Below are 24,690 nucleotides of genomic sequence, written 5' to 3' on the forward strand. Positions count from 1 at the left end.
CATTCCTAAAGAGGTCGCCTTATACCAGGTTATAAGCCTGCGCAAATTTAACCGCGTCGTAATTGTTTTTAAGGTTTAGTTTGCTGCGGATATTGCGGCGGTGGGTATCTGCCGTAGCGGGTGATATAAAAAGCGCCTCAGCTATCTCGCCAGAATTATTGCCCACTGCCATACATTTAAGCACCTCCTTTTCGCGCTTTGTAAGTGTTAAAAACAAAGGGTTGTTGTTTCGCAGAAAATTTATCTCCTCCATTACCCGGTTTACTTTCGAGGTAATATGATGAACCGGGTCTATCAAGCCTGCCGTAGTAATGAGGTGGGTGGTTTCACCAGCCTCGTTACGCGCAAAAACCTTTGTATTGCTTACAAATAGCTGCCAATCGGTATTCTGCGGTACCCTTACCTGCTGAAAATAAGATACCTGCTCATTCGATTGGCTACGCATAATGTGCATTATTTTAGGCACATAATCATTACTGTCTTCGGTATTAAAGTATTTCACATAGTACAGGTCAGGGCCGAGCGCCTGCAAATCCTCCAGCGTGGTGCCCAATATGTTAAGGCCGGTGCTGTTCATATATACAATTTCCAGTGTATCAGCGCGGTGAATGATCAGTGCAGAGGGTAACTCGTCTGCGAATAGGCGGATATTATTGAGCCTTTGGGCGAAATTTTGATCCATAGCGATACTAAACAGGTTAATTAATTGATGGGGGTATTAATTATGGTTGTTAAAATACCTAATGTTAGGTATTTTTTTCAGTCTTTAATAGGTAGATATTCGCATGGCCGATGTAAGTATTTAAACGTTAATTAATTAAAGTAAAAAAAATATTCGTCCCGATGTTTTTAAACTTTAAACATATCGCCTCAATAAAATAAATAATTGTGGTAGTAAAACATCTAAACAGGTGTTTGGAAGATTTCAGAAACGGGGCAGCTAACGCGGTTAAAGGAACAGATTTATGAGCAAACTTCGGGGGCAGTTAGCATCATAAACCTAAACCATGCCGTTAAAGGCATTAGCCGTATTGTTGCCTCCGCTTTTGTTTCTTCCGAACACTTGTTGATGATATTAAGCACAAGCAAGGCACCCCCCTGCGTCAATTACTTTTCCCACGTATTTTAGTATATTGCTGCAGAATCATTCCCATGAAATACATTTTCTTATTAATAGCGGCGGTAGTACTATCGGCTGGATTTTCTTACGGGCAGCAACAGCCTGCCGGAAAGAAACTATATAACCCCATGTTTAAATGGCGGATAACCATCCCCGAAGGTTTTGAAAACATGAGCCCGCAGGAGTATGCCGGGATGCAGAAAAAAGGGGCGGACGCCATCGAAAAAACATACGATAGTAAGGTGGTCAATCAATCGAAACCAATTTTGTATTCAAAAGCGACCAGATGCATTACTTTGAATCTAACTACCAGCCATTTAATATAAAAACAGACGGAAGCTATGCGGCCAGTTGTAAAAATGTGGGGGATGTGCTTTACGCCACTTTTGCCAAACAAATACCCGGTGTTAAAATGGATACCACATACTCAACGGAGGTGGTAGATAAGCTTAGCTTCAGAGTTTTTAAACTGGATATTTTTTTACCCAACGATAACGTGCTTACCTGTTACATGTTTAGCAGGCTCTTTGGCAACCGCGATTTTTCTGTTGTGGTGATGTTTGTGGATAGGCTAAAGGGCGAAGGGATGCTTAATTCTTTCCGCAGTTCCACATTCGCCAAAAACTAAGTATAATGCTGCTTCGCCGACGCCGAAGGTCGCGATCTCAGGATTTTGAGATTTACTGCGGCTTTTCACATTCAAAGTTCGATATTCGTTTTTTTATTTGAATGAAGATAGCAGTTTACGGGAGGCAGTTTAACGATCCGCAGGTATTTCCTTACATACGGCAGGTGTTTGATAGCCTGGTGCTGCATCAGGTGGATGTTTATGTGCATCACCAGTTTAATGAATATCTGCAGGGCAATGTAGATACTACCGCCTACAACGTGCTCAAACCGGGCGACATCATTAAAGATTTCATTGATATCTTTATCACCATTGGTGGCGATGGCACTTTGCTGGATATGGTAACGGTTATCCGCGATAGCGGTGTGCCGGTTATAGGCATCAACTTTGGCAGGCTGGGCTTTTTGGCCAGTATCAACAAAAACGATATAGCAGCTGCCATGCATGCGGTAGTGAACAAAGAATATACGCTTGATTGCCGCGAGTTGTTGGTCATAGATTCGGACAAGAAGATCTTTGGCGACGATAACTTCGCGCTGAACGATGTCACCATCCATAAGCGCGATGATTCGGCCATGATCACCACCCATGTTTCGCTGAATGATGAGTTTTTAAACTCCTATTGGGGCGATGGTATCATTATCTCCACCTCTACAGGGTCTACAGCTTATTCGTTGAGTTGCGGTGGTCCCATTATCTTCCCGCAGTCGAACAGTATTGCCCTCACACCCGTATCGCCGCATAACTTAAACGTAAGGCCAATTATTTTGCCCGATACCAGCAAGCTCTCCTTCGAGGTAGAATGCCGGGGAACGAATTACATCGTATCGTGCGATAGCCGCACCGCGGTGATTGATAAAACCATGCAATTCAGGGTATATAAGGCGGATTTTAAACTCAATTTGATCCGGATGAATAATGAAAGCTACTTGCAAACGTTAAGGACTAAATTGTTATGGGGCTTAGATGCCCGTAATTATTAAATTTAACGGATGCTAAAATTTTCCGCTGCCTTATTCTTCTTTATACTTAGTTATACGGTACAAGCCCAAACCTGGGAAATTGGCGGCGCTTTAGGCGGTGCAGGTTACATTGGCGACCTTAACCCAAGTCCGTTTAAACCAAGCGGTGGCTCTGCAGGTCTGTTTGTGAAGCGAAACTTTAATGGCTATCTCTCGGCAAGGCTAAATTACCAGGTTGGCAAAATAGCGGGCGCGGATAGTACATCATCCAGCCAGCAGTTGCGCAACCGCAACTTAAGCTTCACCGATGGTTTGAAGGAGCTGAGCCTGATGGCCGAGTTTAACTTTATGAAATACATACCCGATGCCGGTAAGAACAAATACACACCCTACATTTATTTAGGCATCGGCACAACGGCGTTCGCGCCGCGTACCATATACAACGGTACCGAAATATCTCTGCGGGCGCTCCGTACCGAAGGGCAAGCATCCGAATATAAAACCAGCACTATTGTTATCCCTTATGGGGCGGGCATTAAATACAACATCGGCGGTAAGTGGACGGTAGCCGCCGAGTTAGGCTATCGCTACACCCGATCCGATTTTTTAGACGATGTAAGCGGCCTTTATGCGCCGCATAGCCAGCTACCCAGCCCCTTATCTGTTGCACTTGCCGACCGAAGCGGCGAACGTACAGGCGTTTACACCGGCAGCCCCGGCTCCCAGCGTGGCGACTTGCGGACTACCGACATTTACGGCTTCTTCGGCTTTACACTATCCTACACCTTCGTAACTGCGAAGTGCTATTACGAGGAGTAAATTTCTGAACCATGATTTTCTTGATTAACGGATTGCTTGATTTTTAAATCGGGGGTATTCTTAAATCCTATTCATTATAGTTGAGACAATCTTCGTATCACATAACTAACCTGGCCGCTAATGGTAAATAACGATGTTAAGTGTGGATTAATGATATTATATTCTGTATTTATAAAATAAAACAAAATATAATTTGTTAAATTGAAATAATGCATTACTTTTATACGTTGAATTATTCGAAACCAATTATTTAACTCTAAACGTATAAAGCCATGGCCGAATTAAACACCGCTCCCGAAAAACAAGGCAAAAAAGTACGCACCAAAAAACAAGCCCTGCGGGTAGATCTTACCGCAATGGTAGATCTTGCCTTTTTGCTCATTACCTTTTTTATGCTGACCACAACGCTCAGCCTGCCAAAAGTTATGAATGTGGCCATGCCCGACAGTACAAACGACCCCGAGCCACAGGCAGCGTCCCGCACGATGACTATCTGCCTCGGCAAGGACAACCATGTGATGTATTACCTTGGAGAAGCTAAAAATCCTATTATGTCGGCAACGCTAACCAACTATAGTAAAAGCGGGCTGCGCCATGCCATAATGGATGTGCGCCAAAAAGTATTGGCTGCAACCAGCAAAAGTATGATGGTGATCATTAAACCCGGTGACACATCTGTTTATGAAAACCTGGTAAGCGCGCTTGATGAAATGAAGATAACCGATGTGCAGCAGTATGCCATCGCCGATATCGATACCAAAGACATCAGTATGCTAAAGGATAAACAAGCCTATTAACACGCACCTAAACCTCATCAATAAATTAGTAATGTTTACCCTCTTCTGCTTCGGCAGGGAGGGTTTTTTAATTTGGGGATTCAAATAAAAACCAACGCACTCACTTTCAATAGTTACCCAAAAAATCCTTTTTATTTCTTTTTCACTCCATACTAAAATAATACAAAGTAAGTTTTACCTTTGTCACCTTAAAAAAGAAGCGTATTTATATAAAACTTTGCTTAAAACAGGGTTTGTTTTAGTAAAGCTATGTATTTAACAGCCCTGTTTTGGCTGGTAAATTGCCCCGAAAAATGAGTTTAAAGGATCAGATAGATTTGCAAAGATTGCCCCGCCACGTAGCTGTTATAATGGATGGTAACGGCCGTTGGGCAAAAGGCAAAGGCAAATTAAGGGTGTTTGGCCATCATAACGGTGTGCTATCTGTACGCGATGTAGTGGAAGGCGCAGGCATCCTGGGCATCCAATACCTTACCCTTTACACCTTCAGCGCCGAAAACTGGAACCGCCCAACGTTTGAAGTGAACGCCATTATGGAGCTCCTCATCAGCACTATTAATAAAGAAATTAATAAGCTGATGCAAAACAACGTACGCCTTAACGCCATTGGCGACCTGGGCCAGCTCCCCGCCAAATGCCACAAAGAACTTAACAACGCAATAAATAAAACATCGGTAAATACCGGGTTGGTGCTTACACTTGCTTTAAGCTACAGCAGCCGCCGCGAAATTGTACACGCTGCCAAATCATTGGCAGTTAAGGTGCAGAACGGCGAACTAAAGCCCGAGGATATTGATGAAACTATGTTTGAAGATAATTTATATACCGGCGGCATCCCCAATCCCGAGCTTTTGATAAGAACGAGCGGGGAGTACCGTATAAGTAACTACCTGCTTTGGCAAATTGCTTATGCCGAACTGTACTTCACCACAAAACTATGGCCCGATTTCAGGCGCGAAGACTTGTATGAAGCTATACTGGATTACCAGAAACGCGAGCGCCGTTTTGGGATGACAAGCGAGCAGGTAAACTAAATTTTTTCTTTTAACAAAATTTAACAACTGTATAAATTATTTTTAGCCCACTAAAATATTCGGATGAATAAAGTCTTTTTTGCTATTCTTTTCTCTCTTATAAGCACAGCTGCCATTGCCCAGATACCCGGCCAAAGGCGGTCTACGCTTACGAAAACCATCCCTGCCGATAGTTTGAGCTACCTTAATCCCAAAGATTATATCATTGGCGGCATAACCATTAGTGGCGCCAAATACCTCGATAAAGATGTATTGCTGCAAATATCAAAACTAAACAAGGGCGATAGGATAAACCTGCCCGGCGAGGCCAACGCCAACGTGATAAAAGACTTGTACAAACAGGGCCTTTTTGATGATATCCACTTAAACGTAACCGGTATTAACATGGATACCATTTACCTGGAAATTGCTGTTGTGGAACGCCCGCGCCTCTCCAGGCTAAAAATAACCGGCATCCGCAAAGGCGAAGTAGAGGATGTTACTAAAAAGCTAAGCGATAAAACCGGCAAAATTGTAAACGAAAATTTGCTGAGCACCACTACCGCTATTATTAAAAAGCACTTTAACGAAAAAGGCTACCTGAATACAACCGTTACCATTACCCAGGTTAAGGATCCGGGCGACCCGAACAGTGTGATACTGAATGTGGCGGTCGACAAAAAATCGAAGGTGATGATCAACGACGTAACCTTTGAGGGCAATAAAGATTTTTCGCAGGCAAAACTGCGTAAATACCTTAGCAAAACCCGCAAGCGCCGTTGGTATAACCTGTTCGGTTCAAAAAAATTCAAGCAGGATAAATACGACGAGGATAAGCAAAACCTGGTTGATAAAATGCAGGCTGCCGGTTACCGCGATGCAGAAATAATAAGCGACAGTGTAACCCGCCACGATGATAAAACAGTTAATGTAAAAATTAAGGTTTACGAAGGGCATAAGTATTACTTCGGTGATATCAAGTTTTCGGGCAACGCGCGTTACCCCGCCGAAATTCTTACCCGTGTACTATCTATCGAAAAAGGCTCTGTATTCAGCGAAGATGAATTGAGCAAACGCTTAAGTGGCCCTACGCCGAACGATGATGATGTTTCATCGCTTTACCTTAACGATGGTTATTTAACTTTTAATGCCGACCCGGTGCAAACCCGCATTCATAACGATACCGTTGATCTGGATGTAAGGATCTACGAAGGGCCGCAGTATACCATTAACCGCGTAATATTAAAAGGTAACGATGTTACCAACGATAAAGTAGTAATGCGCGAGATCCGTACCAAGCCAGGGCAAAAATTCAATAAAGCACTGTTGATACGCAGCGCCCGCGAAATTGGCCAACTGGGTAACTTTGATGAGCAAAAAACAGAACCACGCCCAACCAACATCAACCCTTCCGAAGGTACGGTTGACCTGGTTTACAACGTGGTTGAAAAGCCATCAGATCAGATAGAGCTTTCGGGCGGTTTCGGTGGCGGGCAGCTGGTGGGTACACTGGGTTTAACGTTCAACAACTTCTCGTTACGTAACCTGTTCAACGGTAAGGCATACCGTCCGTTGCCAAAGGGCGACGGGCAGAAATTGAGCTTAAGGGGCCAGTCGAGCGGCCGTACTTACCAAAACTTTTCGTTCACCTTTAGCGAACCATGGTTAGGTGGTAAAAAACCTATTTACTTTGCGCTATCGGCTTATACACAAGGTAGCTCAACCGGGCAATACTACCCAAAAACAAGCCCCAACTATAACAACTTGCGTATAAACGGTGTAGGTATTACCTTGGGTAAACGTTTAAACTGGCCCGATAACTACTTCCAGTTAAACTACTCGTTAAACTTCGACCATTATAACCTGGATAATTACGGAGGCTACCTGTTCAACAATGGTACTTCGTACAACATCAAATTAACACAAGAGTTTAGCCGTAACTCGGTAGACGTTCCTTTATATCCTACTTCAGGTTCAAACATCAAGTTAACCTTACAGGGTACGCCGCCATACTCGTTGTTTAACCATACCAACTACAATATTGCCACGCCAGAAGAGCGTTACCATTTTGTAGAGTACTACAAAATTAAGTTTGATGCACAATGGTTCACAAAAATTACCGGCAAGCTGGTATTAATGAGCCAGGCAAGGTTTGGCTACCTTGGCCAGTACAACAGTAAGGTGGGCCCTTCGCCGTTCGAGCGCTTTAAATTGGGTGGCGATGGTATGCAGAGCTACCAGTTTTTACAGGGTACAGATATTATTGGTATGAGGGGTTATGAAAACTACTCGGTAGTGCCGGTAGGTTCAAGCTTCAACGCCAATACCAACCAGGGTAACGCTATCTACAATAAGTACACTTTTGAGCTAAGGCACCCGGTAATAGCCAGCCAATCGGCAACTATTTATATGCTTGCATTTGCAGAAGGTGGTAACGTTTGGGATAATATAAGCCAGGTAAATCCGTTTAACGTACGTCGTTCGGTAGGTTTGGGCGCAAGGATATTTTTACCGATATTTGGTTTGCTTGGGCTTGATTACGGTTACGGTTTTGATAAATTACCAGGCCAGCCCGACGCTAACAAGGGGCATATCCACTTTACAATTTCACAAAGTTTAAGCGGCGGATTTAACTAAATTTGAACAGGAATTTCATGAAGAAGATAATTTTAGTACTTTTTTTTACGTTCACAGCATTTACAGCAGCAATAGCACAACGCTTTGCCTATGTAGATTCGGACTATATTTTGAAACATATACCCGAGTATGCTTCATCGCAAAAGCAACTGGCAGCACTGTCTGACCAATGGCAAAAGGAAGTTGATGGCCGTTTTCAGGAGATCGACCGCCTTTACAAAGCCTACCAGGCCGATCAGGTGCTGATGACGCCCGATATGCGCAAGCGCCGCGAAGCGGAAATTGTGGATAAAGAGAAGATAGCCAAGGACTTTCAACGGGAAAAATTTGGCCCCGATGGCGAACTGGCAAAGAAAAGCACAACACTGATTAAACCTATACAGGATAAAGTGTCAAAAGCAGTACAAGCCGTTGCCGAGAGCGACAACCTTGATATGATATTTGACAAAAACAGCGAGGTGATCATGCTTTATGCAAGCCCCCGTTACGATAAAAGTGCCGACGTAATAACTAAGTTAGGCCTTAAACCCGGAGTTTTCGCCAAATAAAAAAAATACATAAATTCGCGAACTATTTAATTTAAACACCAGAACAGAACAAAAAACAATGAAAAAACTATTTAAAGTTGCTTTAGTTGCAGCAGGAATGTTATTTGCAGGCAACTTTGCCCAGGCCCAAACGAAAATAGGCCATATTAATTTTGAGCAGTTAGTAGGCCTGATGCCAGAAACTAAAACACTTTCTGCACAGATAGATGCTTACAAGCAAACATTTGTTACCCAGCTTACGGCTATGAACACTGAGTTGCAGGCGAAAGGTAAAGATTTTCAGGACAAAGGTGCAACCATGACTGATGCTGTTAAGGTTGCTAAACAGAATGAATTGCAGGATCTGAGCAAACGTTTCCAGGATTACCAGGCTACCGCTCAACAACAAGTTGAAGCAAAAGGTAACGAATTAACCAAACCATTGGTTGATAAAGCCCGCGCTGCAATTGCCGCCGTAGCAAAAGAAAAAGGTTACACCTACGTTTTAAACTCATCACAAACAGACCTGATCGTATCACCTGATGCTGATGACCTGATGGCTGCTGTGAAAATTAAATTAGCTTTGAAATAAGCTTTTTAAACAATTAAATTATTACAAAAAAGCGCCCTCACTACGGGGCGCTTTTTTTAGTTTTGAGGCATATATGGCAAAAGGCAACCCAATAGGCGTATTTGATTCGGGCATAGGCGGCTTAACCGTTTTTCGCTCCATTGTGGAGGCTTTGCCCGGTTACGATTATATTTACCTGGGCGATAACGGCCGCGCACCCTACGGTAACCGCTCGTTTAAAACCATTCACCAATATACCTGGGAGTGTGTGCAGTGGATGTTTAAGCAGGGTTGCCCGCTGGTTATCCTGGCCTGCAACACGGCATCTGCAAAGGCGTTGCGCACCATACAGCAGCAGGATTTGCCCAATGGGTATGCTGATAAACGTGTGCTGGGGGTTATCCGCCCTACGGCAGAGGTTATTGCCGATTACACCAAAACAAAGGAGATTGGCGTACTGGGTACCAAGGGTACCGTTCAAAGCGGATCGTACCTGTTAGAGATAGAGCATTTTGCTCCCGAATTAAAAGTACACCAGCAGGCGGCGCCGCTTTGGGTACCGCTGATAGAGAACGGCGAATATGATAAACCCGGCGCCGATTATTATGTAAAAATGTACCTGGATCAATTAATGGCACAATCGCCAAATATTGATACCGTATTACTGGCCTGCACGCATTACCCCTTGCTGGCCGATAAAATAAAGGCGCACTTACCGGGCAATGTAAATGTAGTAGCCCAGGGCGATATTGTGGCCGCCAGCTTGGTGGATTATTTGCAGCGCCACCCGGAAATGGAGCAAAATCTTAGCAAAACCGGCAAGCGCCAGTTTTACACCACCATAGACGACACCGCCGACTTCGACCACCATGCGTCCCAATTCTTCAACGATGAGGTAAAGAGTGAGTTTGTTGATATAAGGGAAGGGTGTGAGTAGAGATGTGCAGACGTGCAGATTTCAGATGTGCAGATTGTCTGAACCTTGATTCACCTGATTATAGGATGACCTGATTTTTGAAATCAAGACTATCCTTAAATCCTATAAATCAAGGTTCAAAAAATAATCGGTGTAATCATCCTCCATCGGTGAAATCCCACTTAAAAAACAACTACCAAAACAGTCAACTATCCTCCGCATTTATTAAGTTTGCAGCCAAAGCAAGCGCCCTTGAATTTTTATCTTACATATTTTATTGTTGCCTTTGGTTTATTTGCTTTTGTGGGGCTGTTTACCATGATCGGCGTGTACGCCGAGCGTAAGGTGAGCGCCTTCATCCAAAACCGTTTGGGCCCTACCGAAACGGGCAAATTTGGCTGGCTGCAGGTACCCGCCGATATGCTGAAGATGGTGCAAAAGGAATTTATCATCCCCGCCGCTGCCGATAAAATATTGTTCCTGATGGCGCCGGCAGTTATTTTTATAGGTGTTTATCTTGGTTTTGCAGCGTTGCCATGGGCGGCCGGCATTGTACCGGCCAATATCAACATAGGGTTGTATTATGTGTTCGCTATTATTTCTATCGAAACCCTTGGCATCCTGATGGCGGGCTGGGGCTCCAACAATAAATATTCTATACTGGGTGCTATGCGCTCCGCCGCGCAAATTATCTCTTACGAGATCCCGGCAGGCTTCGCATTGATAGCCGTAGTAATGATAGCACAAACCCTCAATCTGCAGGAAATTTCGATGCAGCAAGGTGTACTGGCGGCCGAAAAAATAAAGTTTTTAGGCATTTTGGATGTAACCAACGTAGGCGGCATTTTATCGTGGAATGTGTTCCGCGCGCCGCATTTGTTAGTGGCATTTGTCATTTATTTCATCGCGTCGCTGGCCGAGAGCAACCGTGCGCCCTTTGATATCCCCGAGGCAGATTCGGAACTGGTATCGGGTTTTCATACCGAGTTTACCGGCCTGCAGTTTGCACTGGTGTTTTTGGCGGAGTACAGCATGATGTACCTCGTATCTATGGTAGGGGTGATATTGTTCCTCGGTGCCTGGAATACGCCGCTGCCCAATATGGGCGCGGTAAGACTGGCCGACTGGACAACCAGCACCGCTTGGGGCATCATCTGGATCCTGGTAAAAACAGTAGCCCTGGTAGGCGTGCAAATGTGGATTCGCTGGACACTGCCCCGCTTACGGGTAGACCAACTGATGAACCTCTGCTGGAAGATACTAACCCCGCTGGCCTTTGCCTGCATGCTGATATCCGGCGTGTGGCGGCTATGGGTAATGTAAGAGGAAGAGGCAAGAAGTTAGAATCAAGAGACAAGACGATTAGATTTGGGACGAAAAGATAAAAGAATAAAGACGGAAGGAATCGGTGGAATCATCATAAAATCGGTGAAATCCCAAGAAATATAAATGGTAAATAAAGTACTAAATGGATTTGTAACGGCATGGCGGGGGCTTACCCTCACCGTGAGGCATCTGTTTGTGGGTAATTTTAAGCGGCAGGTGATACCCATTACCGATAATAATTACTTTAAGCAGCAAAACGATACCAATACCATACAGTACCCTAAGCAGCAATTACCATCGCCCGAGGTGGGCCGCTACCAGTTGGATGTGGAGATAGACGACTGTATTGTGTGCGACCTTTGCGCCAAGATTTGCCCGGTTAACTGCATCGATATCGAATCGATAAAATCTACCGAAGGCTCCATCGGCGAAACATCCGATGGGTCAAAAAAACTGCTGTACGCCGCCAAATTTGATATTGATATGGCCAAATGCATGTACTGCGGGCTGTGCACCATTGTGTGCCCAACCGAGTGTATTGTAATGACAAACCAGTACGACCGTACCGTATTTAAACTGAAGGACCTGAACTACGAATTCTCGGATATGTCGCCCGAACTGGCCGCCGAAAAACGAATGCTGCTGGAGAAACAGCAGGCCGAAAAACAGGCGGCCAAATTAGCCGCCATGAAAGCGAAGGAGGGCGGCGCATGAGTTTAGTGCAGGTGATGTTTTATGTGATGAGCTTTGTGGTGCTGGGTTCGGCATTGATGGTAGCCATCAGCAAAAATTTGGTGCGCAGCATCTTTATGTTCTTCATCACACTGTTTGGCCTTGCAGGGCTGTACGTATTGGCCCTTGCCGATTTTGTGGCCGTTACCCAGATTGTGATTTACGTGGGCGGTATTTTGGTGCTGATACTGTTTGCCTTTATGCTGTCGGGCAAGGAGGCGCTGGCAGCTGTGGAGCAACAAAAGAACCGTTTTATCAGTCTGCATAATTTACCTGCCTTTATCCTCGCCGCGCTGTTTTTGGTAGTAATGGTGAACGTTATATTTAAAGCCGACATCGCCGGCTTGCCCTGGATAAAAGCTGCAAAAGATGCCGGCAATATTATCCCGGTGAACGAATCGGGCATCAATAATATCGGCATCAATTTAATGACGAGGTATTTGCTGCCCTTCGAGGCCATTAGTGTTTTGCTGATGATAGCCCTGGTAGGTGCGGCGCACCTGTCGCGGAAGGAGGGTAATAACCCATGATCACCCTGCAGCATTTTATGCTGGTGAGCGCATTGCTGTTTTGCATCGGGCTGTTCATCATCGTATCAAAAAAGAACGCGATCCAAATATTGATCGGCATCGAACTGATGCTGAATGCTGCCATCCTCAACCTGGTAGCCTTTGGCAGGTATGACCGCATCAACAACGGCGGACAAATGTTTGCCCTGTTTGCCATTGTGCTTGCCGCGGCCACAACAGCTGTAGCGTTGGCCATCATACTGAATGTTTATCGCCGGTATAAAACGATTGATGCGGATAAAATTAACCAGTTAAAAGATTAAGGGATGAGGAAGCTGGTTTTTATATTCGGATTGATGTGTGTTTGTGTGAGTGGTTTCACGCAAAAACGTTGGCAAGAACCACCTAATCCTCCAATGCCGGTTAAACCACTTATTGTAATTGATAACCGCTACTACGCCGATGATCTGAACCGGGTTAAGCCAAATGATATAAAGAAGGTTGAAATTTTAAAAAGCGCTGCCGCTGCCGCCATATATGGAAGACAAGCCGCTAATGGCGCAATTTTGGTGACAACAAAGCATAACAAGCCCGTAAAAATGGGGGCGCATCCGCTGGTTATCTTGCCGGATACGTTGAGGTATGGCAAGATTATCCTCATGAATTTGGAAACAGGTAAGGAGGGGTTAGACACGCTGAATACGGATGAAATTATTGATTATAAGTTTCTCAAAAAAGGGTCAACTGCCTATGCAGCTAATGGCTCGCCGGTATTACTGCTTTTTACAAGAGATTATGCAATTAAGATTTATCTTAACAAGCTTTGCAGCGTAACGCAAGGTTATCGTAAGTATTTAAATGATAATAATTTTTCTGACTCGAAGGTGCTCTATGATGTAAATGGTGAATACAGAAAACGTGACGATACTTTAATAAAGTATCTGTACGAGCTGCCTGTAGGCGATATAAAAAACACTGTGTTCATCGAAGATTATAAGATGAAGGGGATGAGTAGTACAATTTTTAAGATCACAACTAAGAAACATTGAACCCCATCACCCTCCATACCGACGCGCAAACCGTAACCCTGGCTATTATAGCCGTGGCGCTGCCTTTTGCTGCCTTTGTGGTAAACTTTTTGTTGCTGGGTAAAAGCAAGGCTTCGGGTTGGGTATCTACGCTGGCTATTTTGGGCAGCGCGGTGTTATCGCTCAATGTATTCTTCAGGGTTTGGGATAACCATACCATCCACATGCAACAGTTGTGGTTCACCATTGGCGCAACTAAGGTGCAGGTGGGGGTATTGCTCAACAACCTTTCCGTGCTGATGCTGGTGCTGGTATCGCTTATAGCCTTGCCGGTGCATATTTATTCTACGGCGTACATGAAGGATGATGCGGGGTACAGCCGTTATTTCCGCTACCTCAGTTTCTTCTGTTTTAGTATGCTGGCGCTGGTGGTGGTGGATAGCCTTATTACCTTCTATGCTTTTTGGGAATTAGTGGGTTTCTCCAGCTACCTGCTTATCGGTTTCTGGTACGACAGGGACAGCGCCGTGCAGGCCAATAAAAAAGCCTTTATCATGAACAGGATAGGGGATATCGGTTTGCTGACGGCAATTATTATCCTGTTTACGCAATTCGGTACTTTTGATTTATACGAGTTATTTAAGGATGGCGGCTTGGTCGCCCACTCATTTTTCATCAACGGAGAATGGGCTGCAGGGCTTAATTACATCCCTTCGGTTTGGCATTACATCGCCTTCGGCGGCATTTTCTTAGCGGTCGCTGCTAAATCTGCACAGTTCCCCTTACATACCTGGCTGCCCGATGCGATGGAAGGCCCAACCTCGGTATCGGCACTCATCCACGCGGCTACCATGGTGGCGGCAGGTGTGTTCTTATTGGGAAGGGTGTATCCAATGTTCAACGAAGCCGAGCTAACCACTCTGGCCATCGTAGGCTGCTTTACGGCATTTATGGCGGCAACCATCGCGCTCACACAAAACGATCTGAAACGTATTCTGGCTTACTCCACCATATCGCAACTCGGCTATATGGTGATGGCCATGGGCGTCGGCGCGTATTCATCCTCACTATTCCATTTGGTAACGCATGCCTTTTTTAAATGCCTGCTGTTTTTGGTAGCGGGTGTTGTGATCCATCAAATCAAACACATCAAAGAAGATAATAGCCTGGACATAGATCCACAGGACATAAGGCACATGGGCGGCTTACGCAAAAAACTGCCTCTTACCTTTATTGCCGTGCTGATAGCCGGTTTGGCTTTGGTTGGCTTGCCTTTAACATCCGGTTTTCTCTCCAAAGATGGCATCCTCATCCAGGCTTTCGATTGGGCCGATGGCAGGAGCTTTATGTTGAGCATCATCCCCATAATGGCCTTGCTTACCAGTTGGCTCACTGCTTTTTATGTGGCAAGGCTCATTTTTAAAGTATTCTTTGGCGAACTGAGGTTGCTTAAAGCTTTCCCTTCACTGCAAATCCATATTGGCGATGGGCACTGGGCCTACAAATTGCCTTTGATTTTATTAGCGCTTTGCTGTTTGTTCCCGCTGTTCTCGTTGAATCCATTTTCGTACGAAACGTCGTGGTTGTACGAAGCTTTTGCACCTAAGCATGCAGCAGAGGGGCAAAGCATTTATCATTTGGTTATCCCCGCTTTGGTAAGCGTGGTGAGCCTTGTGATTATCTTTTGTGCCTATGTGCTTTACATTAAGCGCGGCGACGGCATGGTTGTGAAAAATGGCTTGCTTTTCCGTATCTCCTACAACGAATGGTATATCGACCGCTTTTATAAACGTATCATCGTAAAATTTGTAATTTGGCTGAGCGGCGTGCTCTATTGGGTAGACCGCAAAGTTATTGACGGCTTTATACACCTGCTGGAAAAAATTGGCCTCGCAATAGCAAAAGCTACTGCCTGGTGCGATAAATATATTGTGGATGGCGTGCTTTGGCTGGCTGCCGAACTGGTGCAGTACATAGGCAATTTTGCCCGCCGCTTTCAGGGGGGTAAAGTGCAATACTATTTGTACAGCATGCTGCTTGCCGTAATTGCTGTTTTTATTTTAAAATTGATCTGGGCCTGATGAACATATTAACCCTGCTTATATTCACTCCCGTACTGTTCGGATTCATCATCCTGCTGCTGCCGTCGTCTATGCGGGCCAGCTTTAAGTACATCACCCTTTTTGCCACGCTGCTGCAGCTGGGGCTGAGTATCTGGATGTACCTCAACTTTAAAACAGGGGCAACGTTCGCCGGTATCAGTCACGAGGAGCAGTTCCAGTTTGTGCAGAAGGTCCCCTGGATCCACCTCGACCTTGGCTCCGCAGGCAAAATGCAGATAGAATATTTTGTGGGGATAGATGGTGTTTCTATCACCCTAATGGTGATGACCTGCCTGGTAATGGTGGTTGCCGCCGTTGCTTCCTGGGAGATCAAAAGCAACCTAAAAGGTTTTTTTGCTTTGTTTTTACTGCTGGATATGGCCGTAGTAGGCGTGTTCTGCGCATTGGATTTCTTCCTGTTCTACACCTTTTACGAACTGATGCTGCTGCCGTTATACTTCCTGATAGGTATGTGGGGCGGCGCAAGGCGCGAGTATGCAGCTATCAAATTCTTCCTGTACACGCTGTTCGGCTCGGTATTTATGCTGTTGGTGATGGTGGGTTTGTACCTTTCGGTTAAGGATCCTGCAACCGGCAACCATACCTTCAATATTATCCAAATGATGAACCCAGCCAATTACATCAACGGTTCGGTGTTCTCTACCATTACGCACAATACCATTTTAGGCATGCCTGCGCGAAGCGTTGGGTTTGTGGTGCTGTTTATCGCCTTTGCTATTAAAGTGCCGGTGGTGCCCCTGCATACCTGGCTACCCGATGCACACGTAGAAGCGCCAACGCCGGTATCTATTATCCTTGCGGGGATCCTGCTGAAAATTGGTGGTTATGGCATTATCCGCATTTGCATGAGCATCTTCCCGGATATAGCGCTTAGCGGTGCTTTCTGGATCGGCCTGTTAGGGGTTATCTCCATATTATACGGCGCTTTCAACGCTCTTGCACAGCGCGATCTGAAACGGTTGATCGCTTATTCATCCGTATCTCACATGGGTTTTGTGCTGCTGGGCATTGCCTCCAACACTGCCGAAGGTATCAGCGGTGCTATGATGCAGATGGTGAGCCACGGTTTCCTCTCCACCATGCTATTCTTTTTGGTAGGCGTTATTTACAACCGCGTGCACGACCGCGACATCTACCATTTCCGCGGGCTTGGTTCGCTGATGCCCCGCTACACGGTTTATGTAATGGTAGCATTTTTTGCCTCTTTGGGTTTACCCGGTTTCTCTGCCTTTGTTGCGGAGGCATTCTCGCTGGCGGGCGCTTTTAAATCACATTCCGTTAACGGCTTGCTGCCTTACTGGATGGCGGTTTGCGGTTCGGTAGGGATCCTGTTAAGCGCTGCTTATTTCCTGTGGACGCTGCAACGGATGTTCTTTGGCAAACTATCGTTAAAAGGAGGGGAGATCTGGAAGATCGCCCTGCACGATATTAATCTCCGCGAAACACTTACTTTGCTGCCGCTGGCACTCATCGCTTTAGGTTTAGGTTTGATGCCATCGCTGGTGTTTGATAAGGTGAACGATTCGGTACTGGCGCTGGTGCAATTCATCGGTATAAAATAATTTGATGCAGGGTTATGGAAACGGGCAATTGCGTGCATCCTACAGGTAAATAAAACAAAATATGAAGCATTTATTATTTATTGCCTGCCTGTTTATAGCCACCAAAACCCTTCGTGCCGATGATGGCCAGAAAGTGGCATCGAAAGTGGAAAAAGTAACTGTGTTTTTAAATGGTGCGCAGGTTACCCGCACCGCCACAGCCAGCGTAGTGCCCGGCACAACAACACTGGTGTTTGATAACCTCTCGCCTAATCTCGATCCCGCCAGCATGCAGGTACGCGCCACCGGCGATTTTACCATCCTGTCTGTAAAGCACGAACTCAACTACTTAAGCGATCAGCTGAAAACCAAAAAGGTAGAAGAGTTGCAGCTGATCCAAAAATCGCTGCGCGATAAAATCTCCCTGCAAACTACGCTGCTGAGCATAAACAAGGAAGAAGCCAACATGCTGACCAAAAACCAGGTAAGCAACGGGCAAACCGCCGGACTGGATATTGTAAAATTGAAAGCTGCGCTCGATTTTCAAACCGCCCGCTTAACCGAGATCAAGAAAAAAGAACTCGCCATTAACAACGAACTGGAAAGCCTGAACGAGCAGATCCGCAAGTACGATAGCCAGGTGAACGAGCTGATGCAGAGCCAAAGCGCTGCCACCAGCAACGTACTGGTAAATGTATCGTCGGCAGCTGCACTGCAATCTACCTTTACCATTACCTACGTGGTGAACGATGCCCGCTGGTACCCAACTTATGATATCCGCGCCAAAAACGTAAACAGCCCGGTGGTGATCGCCTACAAAGCCAATGTATCGCAGCAATGCGGCGAGGACTGGAAGAACATTAAACTAACGTTATCAACAGGTGACCCATCTATAAGTGGCATCAAACCAGAGCTGAGGCCAAATTACCTGAATATTTACGCGCCTGTACCAGCGGCAAGTTCTGGCTTTATGAATTATAGTTTAAATAATTCAAGTTTATCAGAAGTGGTTGTGACAAAATCACTGCAGGGGAGAGCTTCGGGTGTTGCAGTTAACACTACCGAAAACCAAACCAGCATGGAGTTTAATATCCAAAACCCATTCTCGGTACCGGCAGATGGCAAGCAATATTTGGTAGAGATAGACCAGGTTACCGCCGAAGCAAAATACCAATACTACGCCGCACCAAAACTAAGCACCGATGTGTTCCTCACCGCTCGCATTACCGACTGGACCAAATACAATTTCCTATCCGGCGAGGCAAACCTCTTCTTCGAAGGAACGTTTATCGGCAAATCTAAATTAGATACCCGTGCCGCAAATGATACCTTAAGCCTATCTTTGGGAGTTGATAAGAACATCGTGGTAAAACGCATGATGCAAACCGAACTGAACGAGAAACAAGGCATTTTGGGTTCGAACAAAAAGGAAACCCGCGACTGGAACATCTCCATAAAAAACCGTAAAACGCAGGCCATTAACCTGCTGGTGGAAGACCAGGTGCCTGTATCGCAAAATACCGCGATAGAAGTTGATACCCAGGAAATAAGCGGTGCCGAAATGAATAAGGTAACCGGTAAATTATCATGGAACTTTACCCTGGAGCCACAGGCCGTGAAACAACTGCGTGTAAAATACCAGGTGAAATACCCTAAAAACCAAAGCGTAATAGTACAATAGTAAAAATGCAGCAGCTAACACAAGATATACCCAACCAGTTAAGTAACGTTTTAGGCAGTCTGCAATATTTTACGCCCGAAATTTACTTAACTGCGTTGTTTATTGTGGTGCTGCTTACCGATCTGTTCTTCGGAAAAACCTCTACCTGGCTCTGCCAAACCATCGCACTGATAGGTATGGCGCTGGTACTGGTGATGGATTACGACCAAAAATTCCTGCTGCTGAAGGGCACGGGCTCGCAATACCTGTTTGGTAATATGCTGTGGCTGCATGGCCCGGCCATAAAGTTTAAGATAATAATTGACGGATTGACCTTTATCCTGCTGCTGTATTTTACCTGGGATAACAAGTTAAAGGCGCATAAAAAGGGCCTGTCAGATCTGTATACCATTGTGATAGGCTCGGTATTGGGGCTGCACCTCATGATCATGGCGGTGAGCCTGCTATCCATTTACCTGGCTATCGAGATGGTCTCCCTTGCATCGTATCTGCTGGTAGCCTACAAATCCGAGCGGGTGTTCAGTACGGAGGCGGGCTTAAAATATGTGCTGTTTGGCGCGGCATCATCGGCGGTTATGTTGTATGGTATTTCGCTTATTTATGCATTCACAGGCTCGCTGAATTTAACTGTGGGCAGCCCAATGATAGTGCAACTTGCACAGTTGAACCCGTTAAGCGTATCCTTCGCGGTGGTGTTGGTGCTGGTGGGCATTGGGTTTAAACTCTCCTTTGTACCCATCCATTTTTGGGTGCCCGATGTGTACGAAGGTGCGGCTACGCCGGTTACCGCTTACTTATCTACCCTGCCAAAAATTGCAGCTTTTGCCTTGCTGGTGAACTTTGTAACGCCCTTTGCTTTTTATCAGGATTGGCACGGGTTTGATTTTAGGCTGGTGCTGTCTATCATCGGCATCGTCACCATGATAGCCGGTAACTTTACCGCAGTGCTGCAGAATAACGTAAAGCGGATGCTGGCTTACTCGGGTATCGGGCATACAGGCTTCGCCTTGATGGCGCTGGTTACCTTTACGCCGGAGGGATTATCTGCCCTGTTATTTTACCTGTTCGCTTACGGATTGGGTATTATAGCCGCCCTTGCTTTGGCCAATTACTTTGAAAACGCCGAAGGCATCACCGACATGCGCGAATACAAGGGCCTTGGTTTTAAATATCCCCTGGCATCGGTATGTTTTGTGGTGGTGCTGGTTTCCTTAACAGGCATCCCGGTAAGCGCGGGCTTTATGGGGAAGGTATTTGTGTTTTCGGCAACGTACAGTGTTTACCAGCATACCAAGGATATTTGGCTGCTGGCCATGCTGGCAACAGGCGCGCTCACTACGGTGGTGGCCCTGTTCTACTACATCAAAATTCCACTTAATTTATTCCTGAAACGTACCGAACTCATCATTAGCGAAAATAAATGGTCGATAAAGCTGGTGATACTTTCGGTGATTATCGCAATGGCATTGATCTTATTCGGGATTTTCCCGGATTTACTGATTAAATACATGTAATTTGTAGTAATTTTTTATTTTTCGTAAAAATATTGTAGAAATTATATAAATTCAGCCGTTTATTGTAAAAAGTGCTGATAATATATGAAACGTTACTTCCCCTTCTTCATCATCCTGGTAATTTTAGGCCTTACATTTGCTTTTCCTTCTATCGAATATGATAAAACGATAAAGTCAAATTTCAATACCGGCGATATCGCCTGGATGCTGATGTCTACCGCTCTTGTTTTGATCATGACACCCGGCCTCGCCTTTTTTTACGGCGGTATGGTGAACAAAAAGAACGTGATATCCACCATGTTACAAAGTATTGTTTGTATGGTTATCATCACGGTAATGTGGGGCATTTTTGGTTTTAGCTTAGCCTTTGGCGATAGCATCGGCGGGGTTATTGGTAACCCATCTACCTTTTTTATGATGAAGGGGATGCTGGGCAATACCAGCTGGCCGCTTGCACCAACCATCCCATTGCTGCTTTTTGCCATGTATCAGCTCAAGTTCGCCATTATCACTCCCGCGCTTATTACAGGCGCCTTTGCCGAGCGGATCCGTTTTAATTCGTACATTATCTTTTTAGTGCTGTTCTCCATATTTATTTTTTCGCCATTGGCACATGCCACCTGGCATCCACAGGGAATCTTATTTAAACTTGGCGTGCTCGATTTTGCGGGTGGCACGGTAGTACACATGAGCGCGGGTTGGGCGGCGCTGGCATCGGCCTTGTATTTAAAACGCCGTAATGAGGCCAACCATTCCCCTGCACGGATCACCTATGTAATGATAGGTACGGGCTTATTATGGTTTGGCTGGTTCGGTTTTAACGCGGGTTCAGCATTCGGGGCCAATCATTTGGCGGTAACCGCCCTTGCAACCAGTACTACGGCATCTGCAGCAGCAGGCGTTACCTGGATCTTTTTTGATATGCTGCGCGGCCGCAAGCCATCTGCCATGGGTACCTGTATAGGTGCGGTGGTAGGTTTGGTGGCTATAACCCCGGCGGCGGGCTTTGTGAGCGTGCCGCACTCGCTGGCTATTGGTATCATCTCGGCAGTGGTGAGTAATTTGGTGGTAGAATGGCGCACGCGTACCACTATTGATGATACGCTGGATGTATTCCCCTGCCATGGCGTGGGCGGTATGGTAGGTATGCTGCTTACCGGCGTATTTGCCAACCAAAATGTAAACCCCGCAAATACAACCGGTGACGGACTCTTCTTCGGACATACGCATTTGTTCCTGATACAGTTATTGGCGCTGGTGGCAACCTCTATATTTTCATTTTTCGGGTCGATGCTTTTACTCAAGATCACTGATATGATCTCACCACTGCGTGTATCTAAAGAAGATGAAGTTTTGGGCCTGGATATGAGCCAGCACGGGGAAAAGCTGTAAGATTTTAATACTGACTAATAAATTTTCAACTATTAAACGCCGAAGGGAAACCTTTGGCGTTTAATGTTTAGGGGGTATTTTTGAAAAGTAAAGGCAGTAGCATGTATGCTCCGCCAGCCCCGCTATCCGCTGCAAGTCCTCCTTCGTCCGGGCTTTGCGCTGCTATCGGGTTTAGGTTACGTGGGGCTGGTGAGGCAATTTCTGAAAGAGCTCCTTTGTAGAGCTCCGGGGTGAAGCTCCCTGTATTATCCATCAAAATCCCCGTTTAATTTATTGCACCACTCTTGTCGCCGGGTTAAATTTGAAGTTATACACCATTGTAACATGCCTAAATATTTCTCCTGTATCCTTGCGCTTTGCCTGGGTCTATCAAATGTGATCCCAGGCTATGGGCAGCCAATATCCGGTATGGCTATCGCGAAGAAGCACGCCATCATCTCCAATAAACCTGCCCCCGGTTTTTTTGAAGGGGCATTATTGGGCAACGGGGGCATGGGCGTAAATGTTACCACCCGGCCCGATGCCATTGTGTTGTACTTCGGGCATAATAATGTGTGGGATATCCGGCTTGCCGAAAATCATAAAGAAGAGATCGGTACTTTTGCCCAGGTGTTTGATAAGGTTAAAAATATCCCCGCGACCTACAATAACTTAAGCGACGATGCCTGGTACAACCAGTATAGCAATATGGCCGGCGAAAACTACCGCCAACCGTATCCGCGGCCCTTTCCCTGCGGCTCGGTGCTGCTGGGGCTCGACAGGCGAAAAGTACAGGTGCTGGGCCATGTACTGGATATCTCCAACGGGCTATGTACCGTAAAACTACTCACTGCAAACAAGCAGCATTTATCGCTTTTGATATTTACCGATATGGCTGCCGACCGCCTGTTGATGCAATTGGTTGATGATAAAGGCAAACCTGCAATCGGTGTTTTCGACAGGATAAAAGTAATGCCCGATCCTTCTACACCGTCTAACATCCCGCAGCCGCAAACGCAGGAAGATCTGACCGCCGGGATGCTTTCCTTCAGGCAAATATTGCCTTTTGAGGAGCCTGCTATCCGCAAAGCGGATGCAGATCACCTAAAGGATAAAGCGTTCAGACTAACGGTAAAAGTAAACGGTGCCTTGAGCAAAACCAGCCGTATCAACTGGAATGGCGTCACCGAAAATATGGCTACGCTGGAGGCTGCCTTACCCGCCGCGCCCTTTTACGCGTCGATAAGCCTTCAGGAGGGATTGGCCACTGCGGTAAGTAAAGATCTCCCAGCTATCAGCAAGCCGGGGGCGGCAACCTTTAGCAGTGTGCTTGCTAATAACCATGCCATTTGGAAAGCTTATTGGGCAAAATCAGCCGTGAGCCTGGATGATACTTTTTTGGAGCAAACCTGGTACCGTAACCTGTATTTTTTTAATTGCGCGGCAAAAGAGGGCGTTACCTGCCCGGGCTTGTTTGCTAACTGGAGCTACAATAACATTGGCACCGCCTGGCACGGCGATTACCACATGAACTACAACACCCAGCAGCCGTTTTGGGTAACCTTTAGCAGCAACCACCTGGAGAAGAACCTGCCCTATGTGAGCCTCATTCAAAAGCTGATGCCGGTAAGCCGTAAATGGGCGCAGGAATATTATAACCTGCCGGGTGCTTACTTTCCGCATTCGGCATACCCGGTAGAGATGAGCATGAACCCATACCCATTGCCCGACTGGGGCTGGGAAATAAGCGAAACACCCTGGGCTGTGCAGGGGCTTTGGTGGCATTACCTGTACAGCGGCGATAAGGAGTTTTTGCGGAAGCAGGCCTATGAACCCATGAAGGCTGCTGTGCAATTTCTTACAGCTTACATGAAGCGACCCGATGACCATGGCGGCGAACGCTGGCAAGACGATAAGTACCATATCTTCCCCACGGTGCCACCGGAGTTATATGGCTTAAGGCCGGGCTTTAAGTTTAATAGTGATTGTAATGTAGACTTAACACTCACCAAATTCATCTTCAAAGCATTTGAGCAGTCAACCGAAGTATTAGGCACCAGGACAGAGGAGCAGCAGCTTTTAGCAGACATTACCGATATATTAAAATACTTTCCTGATTACCCTACCGCGTTAACGGCATCCGGCGATAGGGTGCTGGTAGCCGTGCCGGGCGAGAATGCCAATACCGTATATAACGTACCAATCCCGCTTTTTGCAGCTTTTCCGGGCGAAGATTATGGTTTACATTCCGATGAAGCAACGCAGCGGCTGTTAAAAAACACCTACCAAAACCAGCAGAACGAAGGCGGAAACGACCTGGTATTTATTAACCTGCAGGCAGCGCGGATAGGTATGCTAAATTTAGATGATTTTAAACGGCAGATAAATTACTGCCTGCTGCCCAATGGCACCGCTACCGATATGGTGATGCAAACTAAGGGCCGCTACAACGACCAAACCGATTATGCTTACATGGCCGGGATGGGCATCTGGTTTGAGAATTTTGCACTGCCCGCTGTAATCAACGAATGCCTGATGCAAAGCTACAACGGTACTATTCGCCTGTTTCCCAACTGGCCAAAAAACAAGGATGCCCGGTTTAAAAACCTGCGTGCGGCAGGCGCGTTTTTGATAAGTGCGGTGCAGATTAAAGGAAAAGTAAATACTATAGATATATTAAGCGAAAAGGGGCAAACGCTGCGACTTATTTCGCCATGGACGAAAGGGGCAGTTATTACGATAACCGGGGGTAAGAAAAAGGTAGCAAGCGGTGAGATCGTTATCCAAACATTGCCGGGCCAGCGGATAAGGCTTAGTCCGCTTAATTAAGATAAATTATTTGGCTGTCATCGTTCTATACCGGAGGAGACTTATA

Annotated in this window: 23 protein-coding genes; 21 read left to right on the forward strand and 2 right to left on the reverse strand. The window is 45.9% G+C overall.

What is annotated here, in order from left to right:
* Positions 1-19 precede the first annotated feature (19 nt).
* Entirely contained in the window at positions 20-682 is a 663-nt protein-coding gene (locus IDJ77_RS15410; RefSeq protein WP_191189858.1) for a response regulator transcription factor, read from the reverse strand.
* Positions 683-1,152: 470 nt separating this feature from the next.
* Here IDJ77_RS15410 and IDJ77_RS15415 point away from each other — a divergent pair, with 470 nt between their 5' ends.
* From IDJ77_RS15415 to IDJ77_RS15510, 20 genes are all read left to right on the forward strand, one after another.
* Positions 1,153-1,446 carry a hypothetical protein gene (locus IDJ77_RS15415; protein ID WP_191189859.1) on the forward strand — a complete coding sequence of 98 codons (294 nt, stop codon included), beginning with the start codon at positions 1,153-1,155 and terminating at the stop codon, positions 1,444-1,446.
* A complete protein-coding gene (locus IDJ77_RS15420; RefSeq protein WP_191189860.1) occupies positions 1,407-1,748 on the forward strand; it encodes a hypothetical protein in 342 nt (113 codons plus the stop codon). Before IDJ77_RS15415 ends, IDJ77_RS15420 begins: the two co-directional genes overlap by 40 nt.
* 101 nt (positions 1,749-1,849) lie before the next feature.
* Positions 1,850-2,731 (forward strand): NAD kinase, encoded by an 882-nt coding sequence (locus IDJ77_RS15425; RefSeq protein ID WP_191189861.1) that lies wholly within the window; start codon positions 1,850-1,852, stop codon positions 2,729-2,731.
* Positions 2,732-2,740: 9 nt separating this feature from the next.
* Entirely contained in the window at positions 2,741-3,529 is a 789-nt protein-coding gene (gene porG, locus IDJ77_RS15430; protein WP_191189862.1) for a type IX secretion system protein PorG, read from the forward strand.
* Between the two features lie 272 nt (positions 3,530-3,801).
* A complete protein-coding gene (locus IDJ77_RS15435; protein WP_191189863.1) occupies positions 3,802-4,326 on the forward strand; it encodes an ExbD/TolR family protein in 525 nt (174 codons plus the stop codon).
* Between the two features lie 293 nt (positions 4,327-4,619).
* The gene (locus IDJ77_RS15440) at positions 4,620-5,360 is read left to right on the forward strand and encodes an isoprenyl transferase (protein ID WP_191189864.1); all 741 of its coding nucleotides are present in this window, start codon (positions 4,620-4,622) and stop codon (positions 5,358-5,360) included.
* A 63-nt stretch (positions 5,361-5,423) separates the two neighbouring features.
* Positions 5,424-7,976 (forward strand): outer membrane protein assembly factor BamA, encoded by a 2,553-nt coding sequence (gene bamA / locus IDJ77_RS15445; RefSeq protein ID WP_191189865.1) that lies wholly within the window; start codon positions 5,424-5,426, stop codon positions 7,974-7,976.
* Positions 7,977-7,993: 17 nt separating this feature from the next.
* Positions 7,994-8,524, forward strand: coding sequence for an OmpH family outer membrane protein (locus IDJ77_RS15450; RefSeq protein ID WP_191189866.1), 531 nt, complete (start codon positions 7,994-7,996; stop codon positions 8,522-8,524).
* A 58-nt stretch (positions 8,525-8,582) separates the two neighbouring features.
* Positions 8,583-9,095, forward strand: coding sequence for an OmpH family outer membrane protein (locus tag IDJ77_RS15455; RefSeq protein ID WP_191189867.1), 513 nt, complete (start codon positions 8,583-8,585; stop codon positions 9,093-9,095).
* Between the two features lie 73 nt (positions 9,096-9,168).
* Entirely contained in the window at positions 9,169-10,011 is an 843-nt protein-coding gene (murI, locus tag IDJ77_RS15460; protein WP_191189868.1) for a glutamate racemase, read from the forward strand.
* A 231-nt stretch (positions 10,012-10,242) separates the two neighbouring features.
* Positions 10,243-11,313 carry a complex I subunit 1/NuoH family protein gene (locus tag IDJ77_RS15465; RefSeq protein ID WP_191189869.1) on the forward strand — a complete coding sequence of 357 codons (1,071 nt, stop codon included), beginning with the start codon at positions 10,243-10,245 and terminating at the stop codon, positions 11,311-11,313.
* A gap of 126 nt (positions 11,314-11,439) precedes the next feature.
* Positions 11,440-12,030: a 4Fe-4S dicluster domain-containing protein gene (locus IDJ77_RS15470; protein WP_191189870.1), complete on the forward strand. Its 591-nt coding sequence runs from the start codon at positions 11,440-11,442 to the stop codon at positions 12,028-12,030.
* Positions 12,027-12,578, forward strand: a complete 552-nt coding sequence (locus IDJ77_RS15475) for an NADH-quinone oxidoreductase subunit J family protein (RefSeq protein ID WP_191189871.1) — start codon at positions 12,027-12,029, stop codon at positions 12,576-12,578. Before IDJ77_RS15470 ends, IDJ77_RS15475 begins: the two co-directional genes overlap by 4 nt.
* The gene (nuoK, locus tag IDJ77_RS15480; RefSeq protein WP_191189872.1) at positions 12,575-12,880 is read left to right on the forward strand and encodes an NADH-quinone oxidoreductase subunit NuoK; all 306 of its coding nucleotides are present in this window, start codon (positions 12,575-12,577) and stop codon (positions 12,878-12,880) included. The genes IDJ77_RS15475 and nuoK overlap by 4 nt, the downstream gene beginning before the upstream one ends.
* Before the next feature lie 3 nt (positions 12,881-12,883).
* Positions 12,884-13,606 (forward strand): TonB-dependent receptor plug domain-containing protein, encoded by a 723-nt coding sequence (locus IDJ77_RS15485; protein WP_191189873.1) that lies wholly within the window; start codon positions 12,884-12,886, stop codon positions 13,604-13,606.
* The gene (gene nuoL / locus IDJ77_RS15490; protein ID WP_224751115.1) at positions 13,603-15,666 is read left to right on the forward strand and encodes an NADH-quinone oxidoreductase subunit L; all 2,064 of its coding nucleotides are present in this window, start codon (positions 13,603-13,605) and stop codon (positions 15,664-15,666) included. Before IDJ77_RS15485 ends, nuoL begins: the two co-directional genes overlap by 4 nt.
* A complete protein-coding gene (locus IDJ77_RS15495; RefSeq protein ID WP_191189874.1) occupies positions 15,666-17,270 on the forward strand; it encodes a complex I subunit 4 family protein in 1,605 nt (534 codons plus the stop codon). The genes nuoL and IDJ77_RS15495 overlap by 1 nt, the downstream gene beginning before the upstream one ends.
* Positions 17,271-17,331: 61 nt before the next feature.
* Complete coding sequence (locus IDJ77_RS15500; RefSeq protein WP_191189875.1) at positions 17,332-18,930, forward strand: DUF4139 domain-containing protein; 1,599 nt, start codon at positions 17,332-17,334, stop codon at positions 18,928-18,930.
* 5 nt (positions 18,931-18,935) lie between these two features.
* Positions 18,936-20,444 carry an NADH-quinone oxidoreductase subunit N gene (locus IDJ77_RS15505; RefSeq protein WP_191189876.1) on the forward strand — a complete coding sequence of 503 codons (1,509 nt, stop codon included), beginning with the start codon at positions 18,936-18,938 and terminating at the stop codon, positions 20,442-20,444.
* An 84-nt stretch (positions 20,445-20,528) separates the two neighbouring features.
* Positions 20,529-21,836, forward strand: a complete 1,308-nt coding sequence (locus tag IDJ77_RS15510) for an ammonium transporter (protein ID WP_191189877.1) — start codon at positions 20,529-20,531, stop codon at positions 21,834-21,836.
* 67 nt (positions 21,837-21,903) lie between these two features.
* On the opposite strand, the gene IDJ77_RS15515 is transcribed toward IDJ77_RS15510, so the two are convergent.
* Positions 21,904-22,089, reverse strand: a complete 186-nt coding sequence (locus IDJ77_RS15515) for a hypothetical protein (protein ID WP_191189878.1) — start codon at positions 22,087-22,089, stop codon at positions 21,904-21,906.
* A gap of 71 nt (positions 22,090-22,160) precedes the next feature.
* Between IDJ77_RS15515 and IDJ77_RS15520 the strand changes: the two genes are divergently transcribed.
* Positions 22,161-24,644, forward strand: coding sequence for a glycosyl hydrolase family 95 catalytic domain-containing protein (locus tag IDJ77_RS15520; protein ID WP_191189879.1), 2,484 nt, complete (start codon positions 22,161-22,163; stop codon positions 24,642-24,644).
* Positions 24,645-24,690: the final 46 nt, after the last annotated feature.

The organism is Mucilaginibacter pankratovii (genome assembly GCF_014773265.1).
Taxonomy (GTDB): Bacteria; Bacteroidota; Bacteroidia; order Sphingobacteriales; family Sphingobacteriaceae; genus Mucilaginibacter; species Mucilaginibacter pankratovii.